The following is an 18,710-nucleotide window of genomic DNA, read 5'->3' as shown; positions in this document are numbered from 1 at the left end:
GCATGAGGCTTGGCGGACACACTTCGACAGAAGTGAATCCGCCGGATGCCAGCAGCAATGCTTCTACATGATGAAGATGTCCTTATAGGCGAGGGTCTTCTTCATGAGGTTGGCAATTTCGACTTTGGCGCCGGCCCCCGATCCATCGGCATCGTAATAGAAGATGCCCTTTTTCTTGTCATAGATCAGGTAATCGTTTCTGTCTTTCGCTTCTGTCCCTAGCGTGAAATAGCCTTTTTTGAGCTGGCGCGGTGACGACTCCGTTCCGGAGCCGAGCTTCTTGAAGATTGCATTATCGAGCCAGAGTTTGTCCTGCCCGGCCTTGAAATCTTGTATCGTATCGAGATTCTTCTTGCCCGGCTTGGTATCGAAAACGAACACGTCCTTCCCGGTGCCTCCCGTGAGGGTGTCCTTGCCGCCGCGCCCGTAGAGGCGGTCGTCCCCGGCGCTTCCGTCGAAGCGATCCATGCCTGTGCCACCGATCAGAGTATCGTTCAGCGACGAGCCGCCTGCGACCTCATTGGCAACGTCCGTCAGCGTGACCGTCAGGATCTTTTCGATGGTCAGATTGCCCTTATCCTTGGCTTGAACGCGAATTTGGTAAGAGCTTGCCTGCTCGAAATCGAGCGCGGCTCCGTTGGCCACGACCACGGCGTTCCCTTGAAGAACGAAACGCCCGCCGGCATTGTCCAGAAGCGTATAGCTGATCTCATCGCCCTGATCGGGATCTTCTCCCGAAAGGAACCCGACGATGGTTCCGGTGGCGGTGTTCTCCGCAATCGTCGAAGCCGACAGGCTTACGTTCCGGGGAGCCTCGTTCACATTCGTGACGGTCACGGTGACCTGATTCACATGGGAGAGATTGCCGGAATCGGTTGTCTTGACCCAAAGTGTATAGGTGCCTACCTGAGCATCGTCGAGGGGCGCCTTCAGAAGGATCTTGTCAGCCAGATTTCCTGTTCCGATCTCGAACAGGGGATGCCCGCCCGTCAACGGATCGCCATTGGCGTTGGCGACGATCTGATAGCTATGACGATCACCGCTGTTGCTGTCTGTCGTTGCGAGGGTAGCAACTTCCGCATGCAACCCAGCCGTCTCGGCCACGGTTCCGCCCGAGGTAATCCGCACCGCCGTCGGCGCGGCATTCTCGACAAGGTTGATCGTGAAGGATTGCCAGACGCTGAGGCCCCCGGCATCGGTCGACTTGATCCAGACGGTCGCTGTCGTTCCGGTCAGGTTGGCGAGCGTCTGCGCATTATCGACCACGAGCTTGCCGCCCGCGCCGATCTTGAACGGCCCGTTTGCGGCCGCCAGCGTGTCGCTCTGATCGTCCGTCACGATCTGGTAGGTGAAGGTCGTGTCGCCATCCGGATCGAGGGTGCGCAGGGTGCCGATCTCAAAGTTCGACCGGGCTGTCCTGACGATTGTCGCGTCCCGCGCACCGCCAGTGCCGAAGTCGATGGCCGTTGGCGTTTCGTTGACGTTGGTAACGGTGATTGTGAGCTTTTCGATATAGCTGTTACCGAACTGATCCGTGGTCTTGATCCATATGTCTTGAGGCCCGACCTGAGGATCGTCCAGCGCCGCTCTAAGAAAGAGCTTGTTGTAGTCTGCTCCTCCTCCCAATTCGAATAGGGGATGGCCGTCCGGTAGAGGATCGCCTCCCGCATTCGCTACGATTTCATAAATATGTGTGTCGCCGCTGTCGCTGTCCGTGCTTGCGAGTGTGGCAACGGGCGATCCAGTCTGCGCATTTTCGGCAACTGATCCCCCGGAGACGATGCTGATGTCGGTTGGATCGGAATTGAGGTGAAAGCGCCGCATATATATGCCGGTATCGTCACCTACTCCATTACCGTCCCAAGTCACGATCCAATCGCCACCGACAAGGACTGTAACGCTCGGATGGGCTTGCTGACCATCAACTGTCGTGTTGACAAGCGTCTCTGAGCCGAGCTTCGTTCCGTCCGAACGGAACAGTTGCTGGTAAATACCGTACGTATCGGGAGAGCCGGGTTGATCTCCATATCCCTCCCATACAACGATCCAGCCGCCAGCCATTTCGCGACCATCAAGAGGGAACGCAGCTACGCTCGGGTCTTGTTGATTATTCTGTATACTCGTGGCGACACGTACTTCGGCACCGTGTCTTGTGCCGTCCGCATTGTAAACTTGTTGAAAAACATCGAGCGAGCCATTGTTGCTCACCCATGTCACGACCCAGCCGCCACCACTCCCGTCGGCTTTGAAAGGAAGTGCTGTTACCTCACCGCTACGGTAGGCATTGGTTGTCTCGTTAACCTGAATTGGGGTGCCCCTCTTGGTGCCATCATTATTGTAAACTTGTTGTACAAGACCCCTCCCACCACCGGGAGCCGAATTCTCTGCCCAGGTGACAACCCATCCGCCGCCACTTCCATCCGGCTTGAACGGCAAGGCCGTAATATAAGGGTCGAACCTGTAGTCGATGTCCGTTTCACTCGTAATGCTTTCTTCAAATAATTTCTCGCCCGTAGCGGCGTATCGTTGGAGGACGACGACACTGTGATAGGAACTGTCAACTTGGGAACGCCAGACAACGATCCAACCGCCGCCTGTTCCATCGGGATTCAGGGGAAGAGGTGTTACAGAAGGTTCAACTTGGAGTAGATCTGTCGTTGTATTGACGCGGGTTTCACCCCCTCTGCGGGATCCGTCGGCATTGAAGACCTGCTGAAAAATGCCTTCGTCGTCGCTTTGATTAGGCTGAGAGCTGTTTCCGCTCCAGACGACAACCCATCCGCCGCCGCTTCCATCCGAATTGAAAGGTAGAGCCGTTACCAACGGTTCCGTAAGATCGGAGGATGCTGTGATGGGCGTTTCATTGACTTGAAGCGCGGCAGTGACTGGAGCGCCAGTGGAAGAATAAACTTGTTGATAGACATTTTTGTTGGAGTCGCGCCACGTAACGACCCATCCGCCACCTGATCCACTCAGGCTCGAGGGGATAGCCGTTATGGTCGGATGCTTATGGACCTGACTAGGATCGGTAGTAACGCTTACTTCGGCGCCGATAGGAACGATCTTTGGCATGGATTCCGACTTTCAGAATTCTAAAAGCTAAAGATTATAGTAACTTTGTTTCATTTCAAACGAAATTCTGATCCTCCTGCACAGGCAGGAGGGAGGGCAGAAATGGAACAAAAAAAGAACTTGCGGACAGGAACAAAGTGAGTACATATATTCTCTCAACACCGCGTTGAGATTCACTCTTCCTCCTGCCATAAGGATGTTAGGTCATGTCACAGTCCTCCCTGAGACTGGTGGAAAGCTCATCAATGGATAAAGACAAATCGAAAGCTCTCGACGCGGCGCTCTCTCAGATCGAGCGTGCCTTCGGTAAGGGCTCGATCATGCGGCTCGGTAAGGGCCAGCAGCCGGTGGAAATCGAAACCGTCTCGACGGGTTCGCTCGGCCTCGATATCGCGCTCGGCGTGGGCGGCCTGCCGCGCGGCCGCATCGTCGAGATCTACGGGCCGGAATCATCGGGTAAGACCACGCTGGCGCTGCACACCATCGCCGAGGCCCAGAAGAAGGGCGGCATCTGCGCCTTCGTGGACGCGGAACACGCGCTCGATCCCGTTTATGCCCGCAAGCTCGGCGTCAACCTGGACGATCTCCTGATCTCCCAGCCCGATACCGGCGAGCAGGCCCTCGAAATCGCCGACACCCTGGTGCGCTCCGGCGCGGTGGACGTGCTCGTCATCGACTCGGTGGCGGCGCTGACCCCGAAGGCCGAGCTCGACGGCGAGATGGGCGAGGTCCAGCCGGGCCTTCAGGCCCGCCTCATGAGCCAGGCCCTGCGCAAGCTCACCGGTTCGATCTCGCGCTCGAACACAATGGTGATCTTCATCAACCAGATCCGCATGAAGATCGGCGTCATGTACGGCTCGCCGGAGACGACGACGGGCGGCAACGCCCTGAAGTTCTACGCGTCCGTGCGCCTCGACATCCGTCGCGTCTCGACGCTGAAGGATCGCGACGATCCGATCGGTAACTCGGTGCGCGTGAAGGTCGTCAAGAACAAGGTCGCTCCGCCCTTCAAGCAGGTCGAGTTCGACATCATGTTCGGCGAGGGCGTGTCCAAGGTGGGCGAGCTCATCGATCTTGGCGTCAAGGCCGGCATCGTCGACAAGTCCGGCGCCTGGTTCTCCTACGACAGCCAGCGCCTGGGCCAGGGCCGCGAGAACGCCAAGCAGTTCCTGCGCGACAACCCTGAGGTTGCCGGCAAGATCGAGGCGCTCATCCGCCAGAATGCCGGCCTGCTCGCCGACCGCATCCTGGAGCAGGCGACCCCGACCGCCGATGATCTGGACGAAGGTTCCGCTGAGTAAGGCGGGGCCCGGATCCGGTGATCCGATAAGGCCACGCACGACAGAGGTTTTGCTCTCCTTCAAGGGCAAAGAGAGGCCGTCGCGAGAGATCGCGGCGGTCTTTTCATGTGAAGGCCTTCGGGCTTACTGCGTCGTCACCCGCCAGACGGTGTTGCCGAGATCGTCTGCGACCAGCAGGGCTCCGGTCCTGTCCACGGCGACGCCCACGGGGCGGCCGTGGACGCTGTCTTCGCCGGCGAGAAATCCCGTCACCACGTCCTGCGCCTTGCCGCTGGGCTTGCCGTTCTGGAAGGGCACGTAAACGACCTTGTAACCGTTGAAATGGTCGCGGTCCCAGCTGCCATGCTCTCCGATGAAGGCTCCGCCGCGATAGGCGTCAGGCAGGCTGGTGCCCGTATAGAACGCCAGGCCCAACGGAGCGACATGCGAGCTCAGCGCGTAATCCGGCACGATGGCGCTGGCGACGAGGTCCGGCCGCTGCGGCATGACGCGCGGGTCGACATGCTGGCCGAAATAGCTGTAGGGCCAGCCGTAGAAGGCGCCTTCGTTAACGGACGTGAGGTAGTCCGGCACGAGGTTGGGCCCGAGTTCGTCGCGCTCGTTGGCGACCGCCCAGAGCACCTTGGTCTGCGGCTCGAAGGCCAGGCTCGTCGGGTTGCGGATGCCCCCGGCGAAGACCCGCGACCGGCCCGATGCCCGGTCCACCTCCCACACGGCGGCGCGGTCCTTCTCCGCTTCCATACCGTTCTCGGTGATGTTGCTGTTGGACCCGACGCCCACGTAGAGCAGCGACCCGTCGGGGCTGGCCGTGAGGGCTTTCGTCCAATGGTGGTTGATGGGCCCGCCGGGGAGGTCGGTGAGCTTGGTCCCCGGTTCCGTGATCTGCGTCTGACCGTCCGTGTAGCGGTAGCGCAGAATCGCGTCGGTGTTGGCGACGTAGAGATCGTTGCCGACCAGAACGACGCCATAGGGCGAGTTGAGGTGGTCGATGAAGACGGTCTTCATCTCGGGCACGCCGTCGCCGTCGGCATCACGCAGGAGAGTGATGCGGTTGCCGGCTTTCGTGTCACCATGGGCGTAGGACATGATCCAGCCCATGATGAGGTCCTTGGGGCGCTGGGTCGGCTCGGTGCCCGGACCGCCGGATTCCACCACCAGCACGTCGCCGTTGGGCAGGGGATAGACGACGCGGGGATTGGCCAGGTCCCGGGCCATGGCCTGGATCTTCAGGCCGGCGGCGACCTTCGGGGTTTCGTTCGCGCCCCAGCCTATGGGCTTCGCCAGGTGCATGGGCGGCACGAAATATTGCTTCGGCTCGGGCAGGACCGGGTTGGCGCCGATCTGGCTCTGCGGGTCGAAGGTCCCCTCGTCCTGGCAGCCGGCGAGGGCCAGCATGGAAACGCTCAGGAGGGCAGTCCAGGCGGGAGCGGTGCGCGATCGTGCCGTCATGACAGGACTCCCACCCGGTGGCGATAGACCATCGACCAGCCCAGCCAGCCCGTCACGAGCATGAGGAGCACGACGACGGCGGAGAGGACGAGACCGGTCGGGACGACCGAGGTCCAGGCGTCGCGGCTGTGGACGAAGGCGTTGACGAGGGACAGGCCCAGGACGAGCAGGTTGCCGAGCATGTGCGGCCATGCGGGCGTCTGGGCCCGAATCGAGCGGCTGCTCAGGAAGTCGATCAGCCCCGCCAGGGCCGCGAGGCCTCCCATGATCAGGCCGACGGTCAGGAGCCAGGCGGAGAAGTTCGACCACATGATATCGGCGGTCCGCCAATAGGCGATGTCCGTCACGAGGGCGCCGGTGAAGCAGACGATGGGGAAGGGCACCAGCATCGGATGGATCGGGTGGCCCGCGATACTGGCCTTTGACGCAGGGTTACGTTCACTCATGGCGGCCTGTCCTCGGTCTATGGTCCGAAGTTGACGGCGGCCGGGGACGAAGGTTCCCGGATCTCGCCCTTACGATCCCGGCCTCAAGGTCGCACTTTGGACGAAGCGCCACCTCGACAGGGAAAGCCGGGACGTCTAGAAACGGCCGAAACATGAGCATGACGGGCGAACGAGCCCATTACTCCGAGCTAAGAGTTCCATGAGCGGCGTCAACGAAATCCGGTCGGCCTTCCTCGATTACTTCGCCAAGAACGGCCATGAGGTCGTGGCCTCGAGCCCCCTCGTGCCGCGCAACGACCCGACCCTGATGTTCACGAATGCCGGCATGGTGCAGTTCAAGAACGTCTTCACGGGAGCCGAGAAGCGCCCCTACAGCACGGCTGCGACAGCGCAGAAATGCGTTCGCGCGGGCGGCAAGCACAACGATCTCGACAATGTGGGCTATACGGCGCGCCACCACACCTTCTTCGAGATGCTCGGCAACTTCTCCTTCGGGGATTACTTCAAGGAGCGGGCCATCGAGCTCGCCTGGGGGCTGATCACCAAGGAATTCGACCTGCCCAAGGACAAGCTCCTGGTCACCGTCTACCACGATGACGACGAGGCGGCGAACCTGTGGAAGAAGATTGCCGGGTTCTCGGATTCCAAGATCATCCGCATCCCGACCTCGGACAATTTCTGGCAGATGGGCGATACCGGCCCCTGCGGCCCGTGCTCGGAAATCTTCATCGACCAGGGCGACAAGCTCTGGGGCGGCCCTCCCGGCAGCCCGGAGGAGGACGGCGACCGCTTCCTCGAGTTCTGGAACCTCGTGTTCATGCAGTACGAGCAGATCGAGCCCGGCAACCGCATCGGCCTGCCCAAGCCCTCCATCGACACCGGCATGGGGCTCGAGCGCATCTCGGCGATCATGCAGGGCGTGACCTCGAACTACGACACGGACCTGTTCCGCACGCTGATCGAGGCCGTGGCCCATGCCACCGGAGTGGCCCCGGAGGGTGAGCGTAAGGCCTCGCATCGGGTGATCGCCGACCACCTGCGCACCTCCTGCTTCCTCGTGGCCGACGGCGTGCTGCCGTCGAACGAGGGCCGCGGCTACGTGCTCCGCCGCATCATGCGCCGCGCCATGCGCCACGCCCAGCTGCTCGGCGCGCGCGACCCGCTGATGTACCGCCTCGTGCCGGTTCTCGTGCGCGAGATGGGACAGGCGTACCCTGAGCTGATCCGCGCCGAGTCGCTGATCACCGAGACTCTGAAGCTGGAGGAAACCCGCTTCCGCAAGACCCTGGAGCGCGGCCTCTCCATCCTCGACGAGGAAAGCCGTTCGCTCACCAAGGGTGAGAACCTTTCCGGCGAGACAGCCTTCACGTTGTACGACACTTACGGCTTCCCGCTCGATCTCACGCAGGACGCCCTGAAGCCGCGCGGCATCGGCGTCGACACGGAAGCCTTCGACGCCGCGATGCAGCGGCAGCGCGAGATGGCGCGCGCCGCCTGGTCCGGATCGGGCGAGGCCGCCACGGAGACCGTGTGGTTCTCCGTCAAGGAGCGCACGGGCGCGACCGAGTTCCTGGGCTACGACACCGAAACGGCTGAGGGCATCGTCCTGGCGCTTCTGAAGGACGGCCAGGAGGTGACGGAGCTGAAAGCCGGCGAGACCGGCCTCGTGGTGCTCAACCAGACGCCGTTCTACGGCGAATCCGGCGGTCAGGTCGGCGATACCGGCGTGATGCAGGGCGAGGGCGCGCGGGTCTTCGTGACCGGCACCGAGAAGAAGCTCGGCGATCTCTTCGTGCACCATGTCACCGTGGAGCACGGTCCGCTCAAGCTGAACCAGTCCCTGGAGCTGACCGTCGATCATCAGCGCCGCTCGGCCGTGCGGTCCAACCACTCGGCCACCCATCTCCTGCACGAGGCGCTGCGGCAGGTCCTCGGCGACCACGTGGCCCAGAAGGGCTCGCTGGTGGCCCCCGACCGCCTGCGCTTCGACTTCAGCCATCCCAAGCCGATCGAGGATCACGAGCTGAAGGAAGTGGAGGAGATCGCCAACAAGGTGCTCCTCCAGAACGAGCCGGTGGTCACCAAGCTCATGGCCGTGGACGAGGCCATCGAGTCCGGCGCCCGCGCACTCTTCGGCGAGAAATACGGCGACGAGGTCCGGGTCGTTTCCATGGGCAAGGGAGAGGCCAACAGGGCTTTCTCGGTCGAACTCTGCGGCGGAACGCACGTGAACCGCACGGGCGATATCGGCGTCATCACCATTGTGGGCGAGGGCGCGGTCGCGGCCGGTGTCCGCCGCCTCGAAGCGATGACGGGCGACGGCGCCCGCCGCTACCTTGCGGATGAGAGCCGCAAGCTGCGCGAGGTCGCAAGCCTTCTCAAGACTCCGGTGGACGAGGTCTCGGCCCGCCTGTCGGCGCTCCTGGAAGAGCGACGCAAGCTGGAGCGCGAACTCGCCGAAGCGCGCCGCAAGCTCGCCATGGGCGGTGGTGCCGCGGGCGGCGGCGATCCGGTCAAGGACGTGGCCGGCATCAAGCTCATGGCCCGCGCGGTCACGGGCGTCGAGATGAAGGACCTCAAGAGTCTCGCCGATGAGGGCAAGAAGCGCCTCGGCTCTGGGGTCGTGGCCATCGTGGGCGTGGCGGAGGACGGCAAGGCCGGCATCGTCGTCGGCGTCACCGAGGACCTGACGGGCAAGGTCGATGCGGTCGCCCTCGTGCGGGTCGGCTCGGAGAAGCTCGGCGGCAAGGGCGGCGGCGGTCGCCGCGACATGGCCCAGGCCGGCGGTCCCGACGGGACCCAGGCCGAAGCGGCTCTCGCCGCCATCGAGGCGGCGCTCTCCGACGCCGCATGAGGCCAGGCGCCGTGGCGAGGGTTCATTCACACCCAGCGCGGCGCAGGATCTACGAAATCCTCGAACGCAGCAGCGCGAGCGACTCCGTCGTTCGCGCTGTTCATTTCGGACTGATCCTCCTGATCGCCGTGAATGTCGCGGCCGTGGTCCTGGAGAGCGTCCCGTCGATCCGGCAGGGCTACGGCCCACTCTTCTTCGCCATTGAGATCGTCAGCGGGTTCATCTTCACCGTGGAATACATGGCGCGCCTCTGGTGTGCGCCGGAGGACCCGCCGTTCCAGCACATGCGTCCCTGGCGGGCGCGCCTGCGATGGGCGCTGCATCCGCAATCCATCGTCGACCTGCTGGCGATCCTGCCCTTCTATCTGGCCTATTGGGACGTCGAGAGCCTGCGCACCCTCCTGCTGCTGCGGCTGTTCCGCTTCTTTAAGCTCGCGCGCTATTCGCCAGGTCTCGCGAGCCTCGCCGAAGCCATCTACGCGGAACGGCGGGCGCTGGTCGCCTGCGGGGTCATCCTCATCGGCGCCATGCTCCTCGCCGCCTCGGCCATGAACCTCGCCGAGCGGGAGGTGCAGCCCGACAAGTTCGGCACGATCCCGGAGGCGATGTACTGGGCCATCGTCACCCTGACCACGGTGGGCTACGGCGACGCGGTTCCCGTGACGCCGGTCGGGCGGGTGATCGCGGCCGTGACCGCCGTCATGGGGCTCATCATGCTGGCTCTGCCGGTCGGCATCGTTGCGAGCGCCTTCTCGCGGGAGATCCACCGCCGGGACTTCGTGGTGACCTGGAGCATGGTGGCCCGCGTGCCGCTCTTCGCCGATCTCGACGCCCACGAGATCGGCACGGTGATGCAATGCCTCCGCTCCCGCAGCTGCACGCCGGGGGAGGTGATCGTCCGCAAGGGCGACGAGGCCCATTCGATGTACCTGATCGCCTCCGGTGACGTGGAGGTGGTGCTGCCGGGCGAGCATGTGAGGCTCGGGCCGGGCGACTTCTTCGGCGAGATGGCGATTCTCAGGCGACGGCGCCGCTCCGCCACCGTGAAGGCATCGACCCATTGCCGGCTGCTCGTTCTCGATGCCGACGACCTTCATGAGCTCCTGGAGGCGAACCCGTCCATCGCGGCGCACCTCCACAAGGTGGCTCAAGCTCGTGGAGCGAAGAAGATCTCGTAGCAAAGCCCTCGGCGGTCTCAATCGTGGTCGGGATGCTGGCGTGAGGCCATTTTCTTCAAATCCTCCGGGCTCGCATAATCCTCGGTCCGCTCGCCGGGCAGGGTGTGCAGCATCTCAAACGCGCGGAGTTTGCTCTCGAGGCCGTACTGGATCTCCGGCGTGACCCGACCCGGCTCGTCGAGGCTGCCGATCGACACGGTGATGCGATCCTGCTCCACATAGGAGAAGGTCAGCGGCGTGCCGCAGTCGCGGCAGAAGCCCCGTTCCACGGCCTCCGAGCTCTTGAAGATGCCGGGCTGCCCCGTCGTCCAGACCAGGTCGCTGCGCGGAACGCCGGTGAGCGGAGCGAAGTAATTGCCGAAAGCCTTCTGGCACATGCGGCAATGGCAGATGCTGGCATGCGTCGGCTCAGACAATAGCGCGTAGCGGACCGCGCCGCATTGGCAGCCGCCGGTCAGCGTGGGTTTTAAGTCTGCCATGATCTTCTTCCTCCTCCAAGAAGTTACGACGGCGGCGTCCAAGCATACTCCCGCAAGGCAAACCATAATCCACCGGGATCCTCGTCCTTGGCACCGTTCGCCAGCCACTCGCGCACGACGTTGCCAATGATATCTTCGGCGGTAGAGCCGTATTGCCGCTGCACGATCCACTCGTGCTCGCCGTCAAGTCCGCCGCCTACCACCGGCACGGCGCCGCGCGAGAGAAGTTCGGCGATGCAGCGGCGCACGAAATCGATTAGCGCATCGCCTTCGAGTTTAAATCCTTGGCGACCTCCAGGCACGATCTGCCACAGGCCCACGGCATCAATCGGCAGTTCGTCGGCGACCCGCTTGATGTGTTCGCTCATTGGGGTCCCATAATACCAATGCTTCGGCTCTTCGGTCATTTCTGATGCACCTTGTATCCATTTGGGACGAGGGGATTATTGCTCCGGATGACGTCGAGCGTTACGCCATATCGCTCGCTCCATCGAATGCCGAAAACGGAGCCGTCTGGCTGCTGATACCATTGGCCTCGGTAGCCGACGGGAGACGTAATAATCTGCGAACCAGGTGTTACTGTTATCAGCATTTCTCTGAATACTGATGTCGGAATGGTGTAAATGCCATCCGACGAGCCTCCGCGTGAAAGCGGCGGGGCGTCCCCTATCGGTCGGCAAACAGGCTCCTGTGCCCTCAATTCCCGCAGGCGCGCGGTGGCTTGCAGGGCGGTGGCCTGATGGGCCAGGATTTCGCCTTCGACGCCTTCGTAGAGGTTAGGCCGTGGCTTCCAGTTCGGATCGCGGCGCTGCACTTCGCGCACGAGCGCCGTTGCACGCGCCTCCGTCGCTGCAAGAAGTGTTTCCTGAGTGGGAGAGGTTTCGTAGGTCCGCCCGCGAACGGTGCGGATTCCTCCACTTCGACGGGCAGGCCAATTTACGGTCTCGACACGGGCTTCGTCCCCACTCCCACCTTCTCCCACCCATCGTCCACCGTTGGGACTTCCAGCCGGAACGCGAGGCTGGTTCGGGTTGAAGCGCTTGAGTGCGAGTGCGATGCGCAGGCTCCGGGGTTCTAGCTGCGCGATGGAGAGGGCTCTTCGGGCGCCGAGCAATTCGCGGTGAGAGGAAGGTGATAAGGACATAAACTATCCATAAGTTCTTAAATATCTATATATTCTCAGAACAAAGTAGCAACATTGTCAAGCTTGCTGCGGCGACCCGTGCAACAAAAAAGCCCGGCATGAAGCCGGGCTGTGGGTCGGTCGCTGTCTTCCATTCGTCATGGCCGGGACAAGGCCCGGCCATGACGGGCGAACGGGCTTTACGCCGCCATCGCCTTCTTGAGGTTCTCGTCGATTTTGTCGAGGAAGCCGGTGGTGGAGAGCCATTTCTGCTCGGCACCGACCAGGAGGGCGAGGTCCTTGGTCATGAAGCCGGCTTCCACCGTGTCCACGCAAACCTTCTCGAGAGTCGAGGCGAAGCGGGCGAGATCGGCGTTGTCGTCGAGCTTGGCGCGATGCGCGAGGCCGCGGGTCCAGGCGAAGATCGACGCGATCGAGTTCGTCGAGGTCTCCTTGCCCTTCTGGTGCTCGCGGTAGTGGCGGGTCACGGTGCCGTGGGCAGCTTCCGCTTCCACCGTCTGGCCGTCCGGCGTCATCAGCACGGAGGTCATCAGGCCGAGCGAGCCGAAGCCCTGCGCGACCGTGTCGGACTGCACGTCGCCGTCGTAGTTCTTGCACGCCCACACATAGCCGCCCGACCACTTGAGGGCCGAGGCCACCATGTCGTCGATTAGGCGGTGCTCGTAGGTGATGCCGGCGGCGTCGAACTTCGCCTTGAACTCGTTCTGGTAGACTTCCTCGAAGATATCCTTGAAGCGGCCGTCATAGGCCTTGAGGATGGTGTTCTTCGTGGAGAGATAGACCGGGTACTTGCGCATCAGGCCGTAGTTCATGGACGCGCGGGCGAACTCGCGGATCGAGTCATCCAGGTTGTACATCGCCATGGCGACGCCGGCGCCCGGGAACTTGAACACTTCCTTCTCGATGACCGTGCCGTCCTCGCCCTCGAACTTGATCGTCATGCGGCCCTTGCCGGGCACCTTGAAATCCGTGGCGCGGTACTGGTCGCCGAAGGCGTGACGGCCGACGATGATCGGCTGGGTCCAGCCGGGCACGAGGCGCGGAACGTTCTTGCAGATGATGGGCTCGCGGAAGATCACGCCGCCCAAGATGTTGCGGATCGTGCCGTTGGGCGACTTCCACATTTCCTTGAGATTGAACTCCTTCACGCGGGCCTCGTCCGGCGTGATGGTGGCGCATTTCACGCCGACGCCGTACTTCTTGATCGCCTCGGCGGCCTCGACGGTGACCTTGTCGTTGGTGGCGTCGCGGTGCTCGACGCCCAGGTCGTAGTACTTCAGGTCGATGTCGAGATAGGGGTGGATCAGCTTCTCTTTGATGAAGTGCCAGATAATGCGGGTCATCTCGTCGCCGTCGAGTTCGACGACCGGATTGGCAACCTTGATCTTCGCCATGATCTCACCTTGCGCTTTTTGGGCTGGAACGGTCCTGCCGTGCGGCAGGATGGTTGCGGGGGCTATAGCGCGGTTAGAGCCGGGGGGGAAGGTGGGGGCGGGTTAGGAATTCAGCGCTTTCCCGCCTGCGAGCGCAATTTCGGGGTCTCGGTGCACAGGGCCGCGCTGAACAGCGAATTCACGGTCGCCGCCTTGCTCCGGATCGTCTCGGCGACTTTCGGACTTCTGACGAGGGAAGCCGTTGCCCTGAGGATGGCCCGGTCGCATTCGCAGGCGCTGCGCCCGAGCTTCTCGTAGCAGAGATCGTGAGCCCGGCAGGCGGCGTCCAGGGCATCGATGGGAGCGGCCCGGTTCGCATCGCCCGCGCCGCACCAGTTGCCGTGGAACAGCGGCGCTGCCGGTCTGACCGGGACAGCCGCGGGGCCCGCAAGCGCAGGGCTCAAGAGGAAGGGAATCAGGCAGAAACTCGCCGAAAGGGAGCGCAACAAGGGCACTCGGTACTCCAGACAGCCGCGGTTCGTCGTGATGTTGTGACGTCCGAACGACAGGAAATAAGAGAATTTGGTGCGTGTCGGTTCCCATGTTGAGAAAACTTGCCACGCCGCGTGTGCTGCCGCACGGAAAGCCAAGCCTGTCCGTAGTTCAGATGCCTCCGGTCCGAGGACGTTATTCCACGATCATGTCTCGCACGAGCTTGTTATGGTGATAACATTTCATTGATTCCTTGGACGCGAACACATCATGGGGAGCTGACATGCGTCTTGCTATCATTCTTGGAACTGCGGCCCTGGTTCTGGCGGGCTGCCAGACGGCCGAGCAGTCCATGGCCAATGCCGATTCAGTCTGCATGGAATCCGGCCTGAAGCCCGGCACGAAGACCTTCGAACGTTGCCGCAACGCGAATTACCGCAACAACGTCGCGCAATCGAACGCGGCCGCCAGTCAGGTGGCCGTCGGCACGGCGGTCGGCGTCGTCGGGGGCGCGGCTCTGGGCGCTGCTTCGGCACGCCCGTACTACCATTGCGGCTGGGGCTGCTGGTAAGCGGCGGGGCCGTAACCAGGGGGTGCCGCAGGGCCTCTCCGGGCTTTCCCGGAGAGGCTTTTTCATGAGGTGTCCGAGAGCCGCAGGACTTCTCGATAGACCTAGTCGCGGCACCGGTTTTGGCGGTATGGGAGGCGATCCTTCATCCAAGCGGACCAAGCCGCCATGACCCGCCCGATCATCATCCTCGTGGAACCCCAACTGGCCGAGAACATCGGCATGGTGGCCAGGGCCATGGCCAATTTCGGTCTGTCGGACCTGCGCCTTGTGTCCCCGCGCAACGGCTGGCCCAAGAAGGGTGCGCATTCGGCGGCCTCGGGCGCGACCCATGTGCTGGAAGGGGCGACGCTTTACGATACGGTCCGCGAGGCCATCGCGGACCTGAACTTCGTCTTCGCCACCACGGCCCGGGAGCGGGGGCAGATGAAGCGGGTCTTCGCGCCCGACGACGCCATGAAGGAGGCGCAGGGGCGCCTTGGGGCCGGGCAGGGGATCGGCATCCTGTTCGGGCGGGAGCGAACGGGGCTGGAGAACGACGAGGTGTCCCTGGCGGATGCCATCATCACCTTCCCGGTCGACCCGAAATTCTCCTCGCTCAACCTCGCGCAGGCCGTCCTGCTGGTCTCGTACGAATGGTACAAGCTCGCCACCGGCGGCGCGCTGCCCTTCGAGGGCGGACGGCAATCGCCCCCGGCGCCGCGCGAGATGGTGACGTCGTTCTTCGACTATATCGAGACCGAGCTCGAGGCGGTGAACTTCTACCCTGAGGACAAGAAGCCGACCATGACCCGCAACATGCGGGACATCTTCCACCGGCTCGAAATGACCGAGCAGGAGGTGCGCACCCTGCGCGGGGCGATTCGAGCCCTTGCGGAAGGCAGACGATTGAGAAAACCTTAATCTAATCGTGGCCTTATAACGATTAGGCCCTATCTGGCCGGTTGTGAAAAGAGTTCGAGACGACGATGCGCCGCTTCCTGCTGCCTGTTCTGCTCCTTGGCGCCTCCCTCGTAGCCCCGGCGGCTCACGCGGCGACGCCGCCGCAACAGCCCGCGCAGGGGCCTGGCGGGCGCGAATACCCGGCGTCTGAGGTTGTCAAGCGGGCACTCGGCACCGCGAGCAGCGGGACCTTCGTGTTCCATGGAAACGACGAGCCCTCGCAACCCCGCCCCGTGGTGGTGTTCCTGCATTCCTGGGGAGCCGTGAACCCGGGTCTCTACGGCGGCTGGATCGAGCACCTGGCCCGCAAGGGCAATCTCGTGCTCTTCCCCCGCTTCCAGGAGGTGAACCGTTCCCGGCCCGCCGACGCCTCCAATCTGTCCGAGGACCTGATCCAGAGCGCTCTCGCTGAGCTGGCGGACGACCCGAAGGCCAGGCCCGACACGAAGAGGGTTGCCTTCATCGGCCACTCGGCGGGCGTGCCCATCGCGCTCAACCTCGCTGCCGGAGTGAGTTCCGGAAAGGTTCCGGCGCCGAAGCTGGTCTTCGGCCTGATGGCGGGTGGCATCGCCTCGAACGAGAAGGAACGCGGTATCCTCCTGCGCGATCTCTCGGCGGTCAATCCAGACACCATGATCATCACCATGAGCGGCGACAGGGATTATGTGCCGAGCGATCGCGCGTCTCGCCTGCTGCTCGAGCAGGCCAGCGCCGTTCCCTCGTCCCGCAAGCTGTTCATGCGCGCCGCGTCGGACGACCATGGCTATCCGGCCCTGACGGCGACCCTCGCATCGCCTGGCTCGCCGAAGGCCGAGTACGACGCCTCCGCCATCAAGCTGCCGCCCGATCCGCCGCGCGATCCGAAGCAGAAGAACACCTGGCGCTGGAGCGCCGACATGTCCCTCAGCGGGCCGCAGACCATCCTGACCCAGCAACTCGGCACCAACGCCACCGATACGCTGGACTTCCTCGCCTTCTGGAAGACCTTCGACCTTGCTTCCGAGGCGGCCTTCGCCGGCAAGGAAGCCTCGGCCCTTCTGCGCGATCCCAAATTCGTCGACATGAGCACCTGGAGCGATGGCTGGCCGGTCAAGCGCCTCTCGGCGCAGGTTCCGAAAGCGGCCAAGCCGGAAAGCAAGGACGAGCCGGCGCCGCGCCGCAAGCTGAACATGGCGCCTCCGGAAACCAAACAGGGATTATCAGACTTTCTGACCAAGTCGCGTTCGTAAGGGTTGGTTATGCGTGTCGATCTTCTGGCGGGGGTCACCTATAATCCCGCCGTCATGCCGTCTCCCGTCCCCACCATCCTCGTCTTCGATTCCGGGCTCGGCGGCCTCACGGTCTTTGCCGAGGTTCTGAAGGTCCGCCCGGATGCGCGCTACGTCTATGCGGCGGACGATGCGGGATTTCCCTATGGGCGCTTAAGCGAGGCGGTGCTGGCTGAGCGTGTCGTCGCCGTGATGGAGCGGCTGATCGGCCTGCACGATCCCGACATCGTGGTGATCGCCTGCAACACGGCCTCCACCGTCGCCCTGCCTCACCTGCGCCGGCGGTTCTCTGTTCCCTTCATCGGCACCGTTCCGGCGATTAAGCCGGCGGCCCGAACGACGCGGACCGGGGCCATCTCCGTCCTGGCCACCCCCGGCACCGTGGCGCGGGACTACACCCGCGACCTCATCGATACCTATGCGGCTGGCTGCAAGGTCAATCTCGTCGGCTCGCGGCGCCTTGCGGGCTTCGCGGAGGCTGAACTCGCGGGCATCCCCGTGCCGGATCACGACCTTCTGGAAGAGATTCTGCCCTGCTTCGTGGAGGATGAAGGTCGAAGGACGGACGTGGTGGCCCTGAGCTGCACCCATTATCCGCTGCTGCTCGCGCGCTTCCAGGCCCTGGCGCCCTGGCCGGTCACCTGGATCGACCCGGCCCCGGCCATCGCCCGCCGGGTGATCCAGCTCATCGGCGAACCCGTGCCCGGCCACGAGGCCGACGACGACGAGGCCATTGCGGTCTTCACCGACGGGGCCGGAATCGGCGCCCCCTTGCGGTCCGCGCTGCATGCGCGCGGGCTGTCGCAGGTGGTCATGGAACCCTGGCCGATGCGCCTCAACGGCGAATAAAACCAGACGCACGAAAGTGTGTAGGGCATCGCCCTATCTCTCCCCTCGGCGCTTCCTAAATACGAAGCTTGAGTCCACGCGCGGGAGAGCTCCATGGTCGAGCCGAAACCGACGTCGGGGCGCAAGTCCCGAGGCCTCTTTGCCGTTCTTCTTATTCTCGTCCTCGCCGCGGGCGGCTGGGGAGCTTGGCGTTGGAATGAGGTCCGGACGGCGCAAAACGCGGCGGCCGCGCGGCCCGCGGCGCCGGCTCCTGTTCCGATCCAGGCGGCCTCCGTCGAGGCGAGCGACATCCCGATCTACCTGACGGGGCTCGGCTCGGTGCAGGCCCTGAACACGGTGACGGTCCGCAGCCGGGTCGACGGCCAGATCGAGAAGATCGCGTTCCAGGAAGGGCAGACGGTCAAGGCGGGAGACCTCCTGCTCCAGATCGACCCGCGCCCGTTCCAGGCCGCCCTGGACCAGGCCGTCGCCAAGAAGGCGCAGGACGAGGCTCAGCTGGTGAGCGCCAAGGCCGACCTCGAACGGACCCGCCAACTCATCACCCGCGACTTCGCATCCAAGCAGCAGCTCGATGTCCAGCAGGCGAACGTGAACTCACTCAACGCCCAGATCCAGGCGGATCAGGCGGCCATCGACAATGCCACCACGCAGCTGAGCTACACGACGATCCGGGCTCCACTCACCGGCCGAACAGGTCTGCGCCAGGTCGATCAGGGCAACATCGTCCATGCGGCCGATACAAGCGGCATCGTGCAGATTGCCCAGATCGAGCCGATCGCCGTCATCTTCACCGCCCCCGAGGCGGAGTTGTCGGGCATCCTGAAGGCCCAGGGCGAGGGACCCCTCAAGGTCTGGTCCCTCTCCTCGAACGGCAAGACGCCGCTCGCCGAGGGCGAGCTCACCCTGGTGAACAACCAGGTCGACAGCGCCACCGGGACCGTGCGGCTCAAGGCTCAATTCCCCAATAGGGATCATAGCCTCTGGCCCGGGATGTCGGTGGATGCGCGCCTGCTCGTGCGCACGCTGAAAGGAGTCGCGGCAGTGCCCAGCACGGCAGTCCAGCGCGGCCCGCTGGGGCTCTACGCCTATGTCGTGAAAGCCGACGACACAGTCGAGATGCGCCCCATCAAGGTTGGGGTCATCACCGGCGACAAGGCAGTGGTCGAGGAGGGACTGGGCGTCGGGGAAAGGGTCGTCACGGCCGGGCATTACCGTCTCCAGCCCGGGGCGCCCGTGCGGGTCACGAATGCCGGGGAAGAGCATGTCGCCGCCGGGGAGATGAGGAGATGAAGTGA

16 protein-coding genes are annotated in these 18,710 nt (G+C 63.5%); 8 read left to right on the top strand and 8 right to left on the bottom strand.

Annotation, left to right across the window (positions count from 1 at the left end):
* Positions 1 to 63 precede the first annotated feature (63 nt).
* Positions 64 to 3,072 (bottom strand): cadherin domain-containing protein, encoded by a 3,009-nt coding sequence (locus OC446_RS13505; RefSeq protein WP_262029547.1) that lies wholly within the window; start codon positions 3,070 to 3,072, stop codon positions 64 to 66.
* A 206-nt stretch (positions 3,073 to 3,278) separates the two neighbouring features.
* On the opposite strand from OC446_RS13505, the gene recA reads away from it, so the two are divergent.
* Complete coding sequence (recA, locus tag OC446_RS13500) at positions 3,279 to 4,373, top strand: recombinase RecA (RefSeq protein ID WP_315986504.1); 1,095 nt, start codon at positions 3,279 to 3,281, stop codon at positions 4,371 to 4,373.
* A gap of 123 nt (positions 4,374 to 4,496) precedes the next feature.
* Here the strand turns inward: recA and OC446_RS13495 are convergent, their stop codons facing one another.
* Together OC446_RS13495 and OC446_RS13490 are read right to left on the bottom strand one after the other, a co-directional pair.
* Positions 4,497 to 5,822: a PQQ-dependent sugar dehydrogenase gene (locus OC446_RS13495; RefSeq protein WP_262029545.1), complete on the bottom strand. Its 1,326-nt coding sequence runs from the start codon at positions 5,820 to 5,822 to the stop codon at positions 4,497 to 4,499.
* On the bottom strand, positions 5,819 to 6,268 hold the full coding sequence (locus OC446_RS13490) for a DUF2231 domain-containing protein (RefSeq protein WP_262029544.1): 450 nt from the start codon (positions 6,266 to 6,268) through the stop codon (positions 5,819 to 5,821). The genes OC446_RS13495 and OC446_RS13490 overlap by 4 nt, the downstream gene beginning before the upstream one ends.
* Positions 6,269 to 6,467: 199 nt before the next feature.
* On the opposite strand from OC446_RS13490, the gene alaS reads away from it, so the two are divergent.
* Both alaS and OC446_RS13480 read left to right on the top strand, forming a co-directional pair.
* Complete coding sequence (alaS, locus tag OC446_RS13485; protein WP_262029543.1) at positions 6,468 to 9,122, top strand: alanine--tRNA ligase; 2,655 nt, start codon at positions 6,468 to 6,470, stop codon at positions 9,120 to 9,122.
* 11 nt (positions 9,123 to 9,133) lie between these two features.
* The gene (locus tag OC446_RS13480; RefSeq protein WP_262029542.1) at positions 9,134 to 10,300 is read left to right on the top strand and encodes a cyclic nucleotide-gated ion channel; all 1,167 of its coding nucleotides are present in this window, start codon (positions 9,134 to 9,136) and stop codon (positions 10,298 to 10,300) included.
* A gap of 17 nt (positions 10,301 to 10,317) precedes the next feature.
* Here the strand turns inward: OC446_RS13480 and OC446_RS13475 are convergent, their stop codons facing one another.
* From OC446_RS13475 to OC446_RS13455, 5 genes are all read right to left on the bottom strand, one after another.
* On the bottom strand, positions 10,318 to 10,779 hold the full coding sequence (locus tag OC446_RS13475) for a GFA family protein (RefSeq protein ID WP_262029541.1): 462 nt from the start codon (positions 10,777 to 10,779) through the stop codon (positions 10,318 to 10,320).
* A gap of 23 nt (positions 10,780 to 10,802) precedes the next feature.
* Positions 10,803 to 11,147: a hypothetical protein gene (locus tag OC446_RS13470; protein ID WP_262029540.1), complete on the bottom strand. Its 345-nt coding sequence runs from the start codon at positions 11,145 to 11,147 to the stop codon at positions 10,803 to 10,805.
* Positions 11,148 to 11,182: 35 nt separating this feature from the next.
* Positions 11,183 to 11,602, bottom strand: a complete 420-nt coding sequence (locus OC446_RS13465; RefSeq protein ID WP_262029539.1) for a hypothetical protein — start codon at positions 11,600 to 11,602, stop codon at positions 11,183 to 11,185.
* A gap of 500 nt (positions 11,603 to 12,102) precedes the next feature.
* Positions 12,103 to 13,317 (bottom strand): NADP-dependent isocitrate dehydrogenase, encoded by a 1,215-nt coding sequence (locus OC446_RS13460; protein ID WP_262029538.1) that lies wholly within the window; start codon positions 13,315 to 13,317, stop codon positions 12,103 to 12,105.
* A 110-nt stretch (positions 13,318 to 13,427) separates the two neighbouring features.
* Positions 13,428 to 13,811: a phospholipase A2 family protein gene (locus tag OC446_RS13455; RefSeq protein ID WP_262029537.1), complete on the bottom strand. Its 384-nt coding sequence runs from the start codon at positions 13,809 to 13,811 to the stop codon at positions 13,428 to 13,430.
* 260 nt (positions 13,812 to 14,071) lie between these two features.
* Here OC446_RS13455 and OC446_RS13450 point away from each other — a divergent pair, with 260 nt between their 5' ends.
* From OC446_RS13450 to OC446_RS13430, 5 genes are all read left to right on the top strand, one after another.
* On the top strand, positions 14,072 to 14,359 hold the full coding sequence (locus tag OC446_RS13450; protein ID WP_181053304.1) for a hypothetical protein: 288 nt from the start codon (positions 14,072 to 14,074) through the stop codon (positions 14,357 to 14,359).
* 165 nt (positions 14,360 to 14,524) lie between these two features.
* A complete protein-coding gene (locus OC446_RS13445) occupies positions 14,525 to 15,259 on the top strand; it encodes an RNA methyltransferase (RefSeq protein WP_262029536.1) in 735 nt (244 codons plus the stop codon).
* 65 nt (positions 15,260 to 15,324) lie between these two features.
* Positions 15,325 to 16,527 carry a chlorophyllase/cutinase-like alpha/beta fold protein gene (locus OC446_RS13440; RefSeq protein WP_262029535.1) on the top strand — a complete coding sequence of 401 codons (1,203 nt, stop codon included), beginning with the start codon at positions 15,325 to 15,327 and terminating at the stop codon, positions 16,525 to 16,527.
* Between the two features lie 9 nt (positions 16,528 to 16,536).
* Entirely contained in the window at positions 16,537 to 17,415 is an 879-nt protein-coding gene (murI, locus tag OC446_RS13435; RefSeq protein ID WP_262029534.1) for a glutamate racemase, read from the top strand.
* Positions 17,416 to 17,508: 93 nt separating this feature from the next.
* The gene (locus OC446_RS13430; RefSeq protein ID WP_262029533.1) at positions 17,509 to 18,705 is read left to right on the top strand and encodes an efflux RND transporter periplasmic adaptor subunit; all 1,197 of its coding nucleotides are present in this window, start codon (positions 17,509 to 17,511) and stop codon (positions 18,703 to 18,705) included.
* Positions 18,706 to 18,710 lie beyond the last annotated feature (5 nt).

The sequence above is a fragment of the Microvirga sp. Mcv34 genome (assembly GCF_024519725.1).
GTDB lineage: Bacteria > Pseudomonadota > Alphaproteobacteria > Rhizobiales > Beijerinckiaceae > Microvirga.
This window is presented reverse-complemented; position numbering and strand designations above follow the sequence as displayed.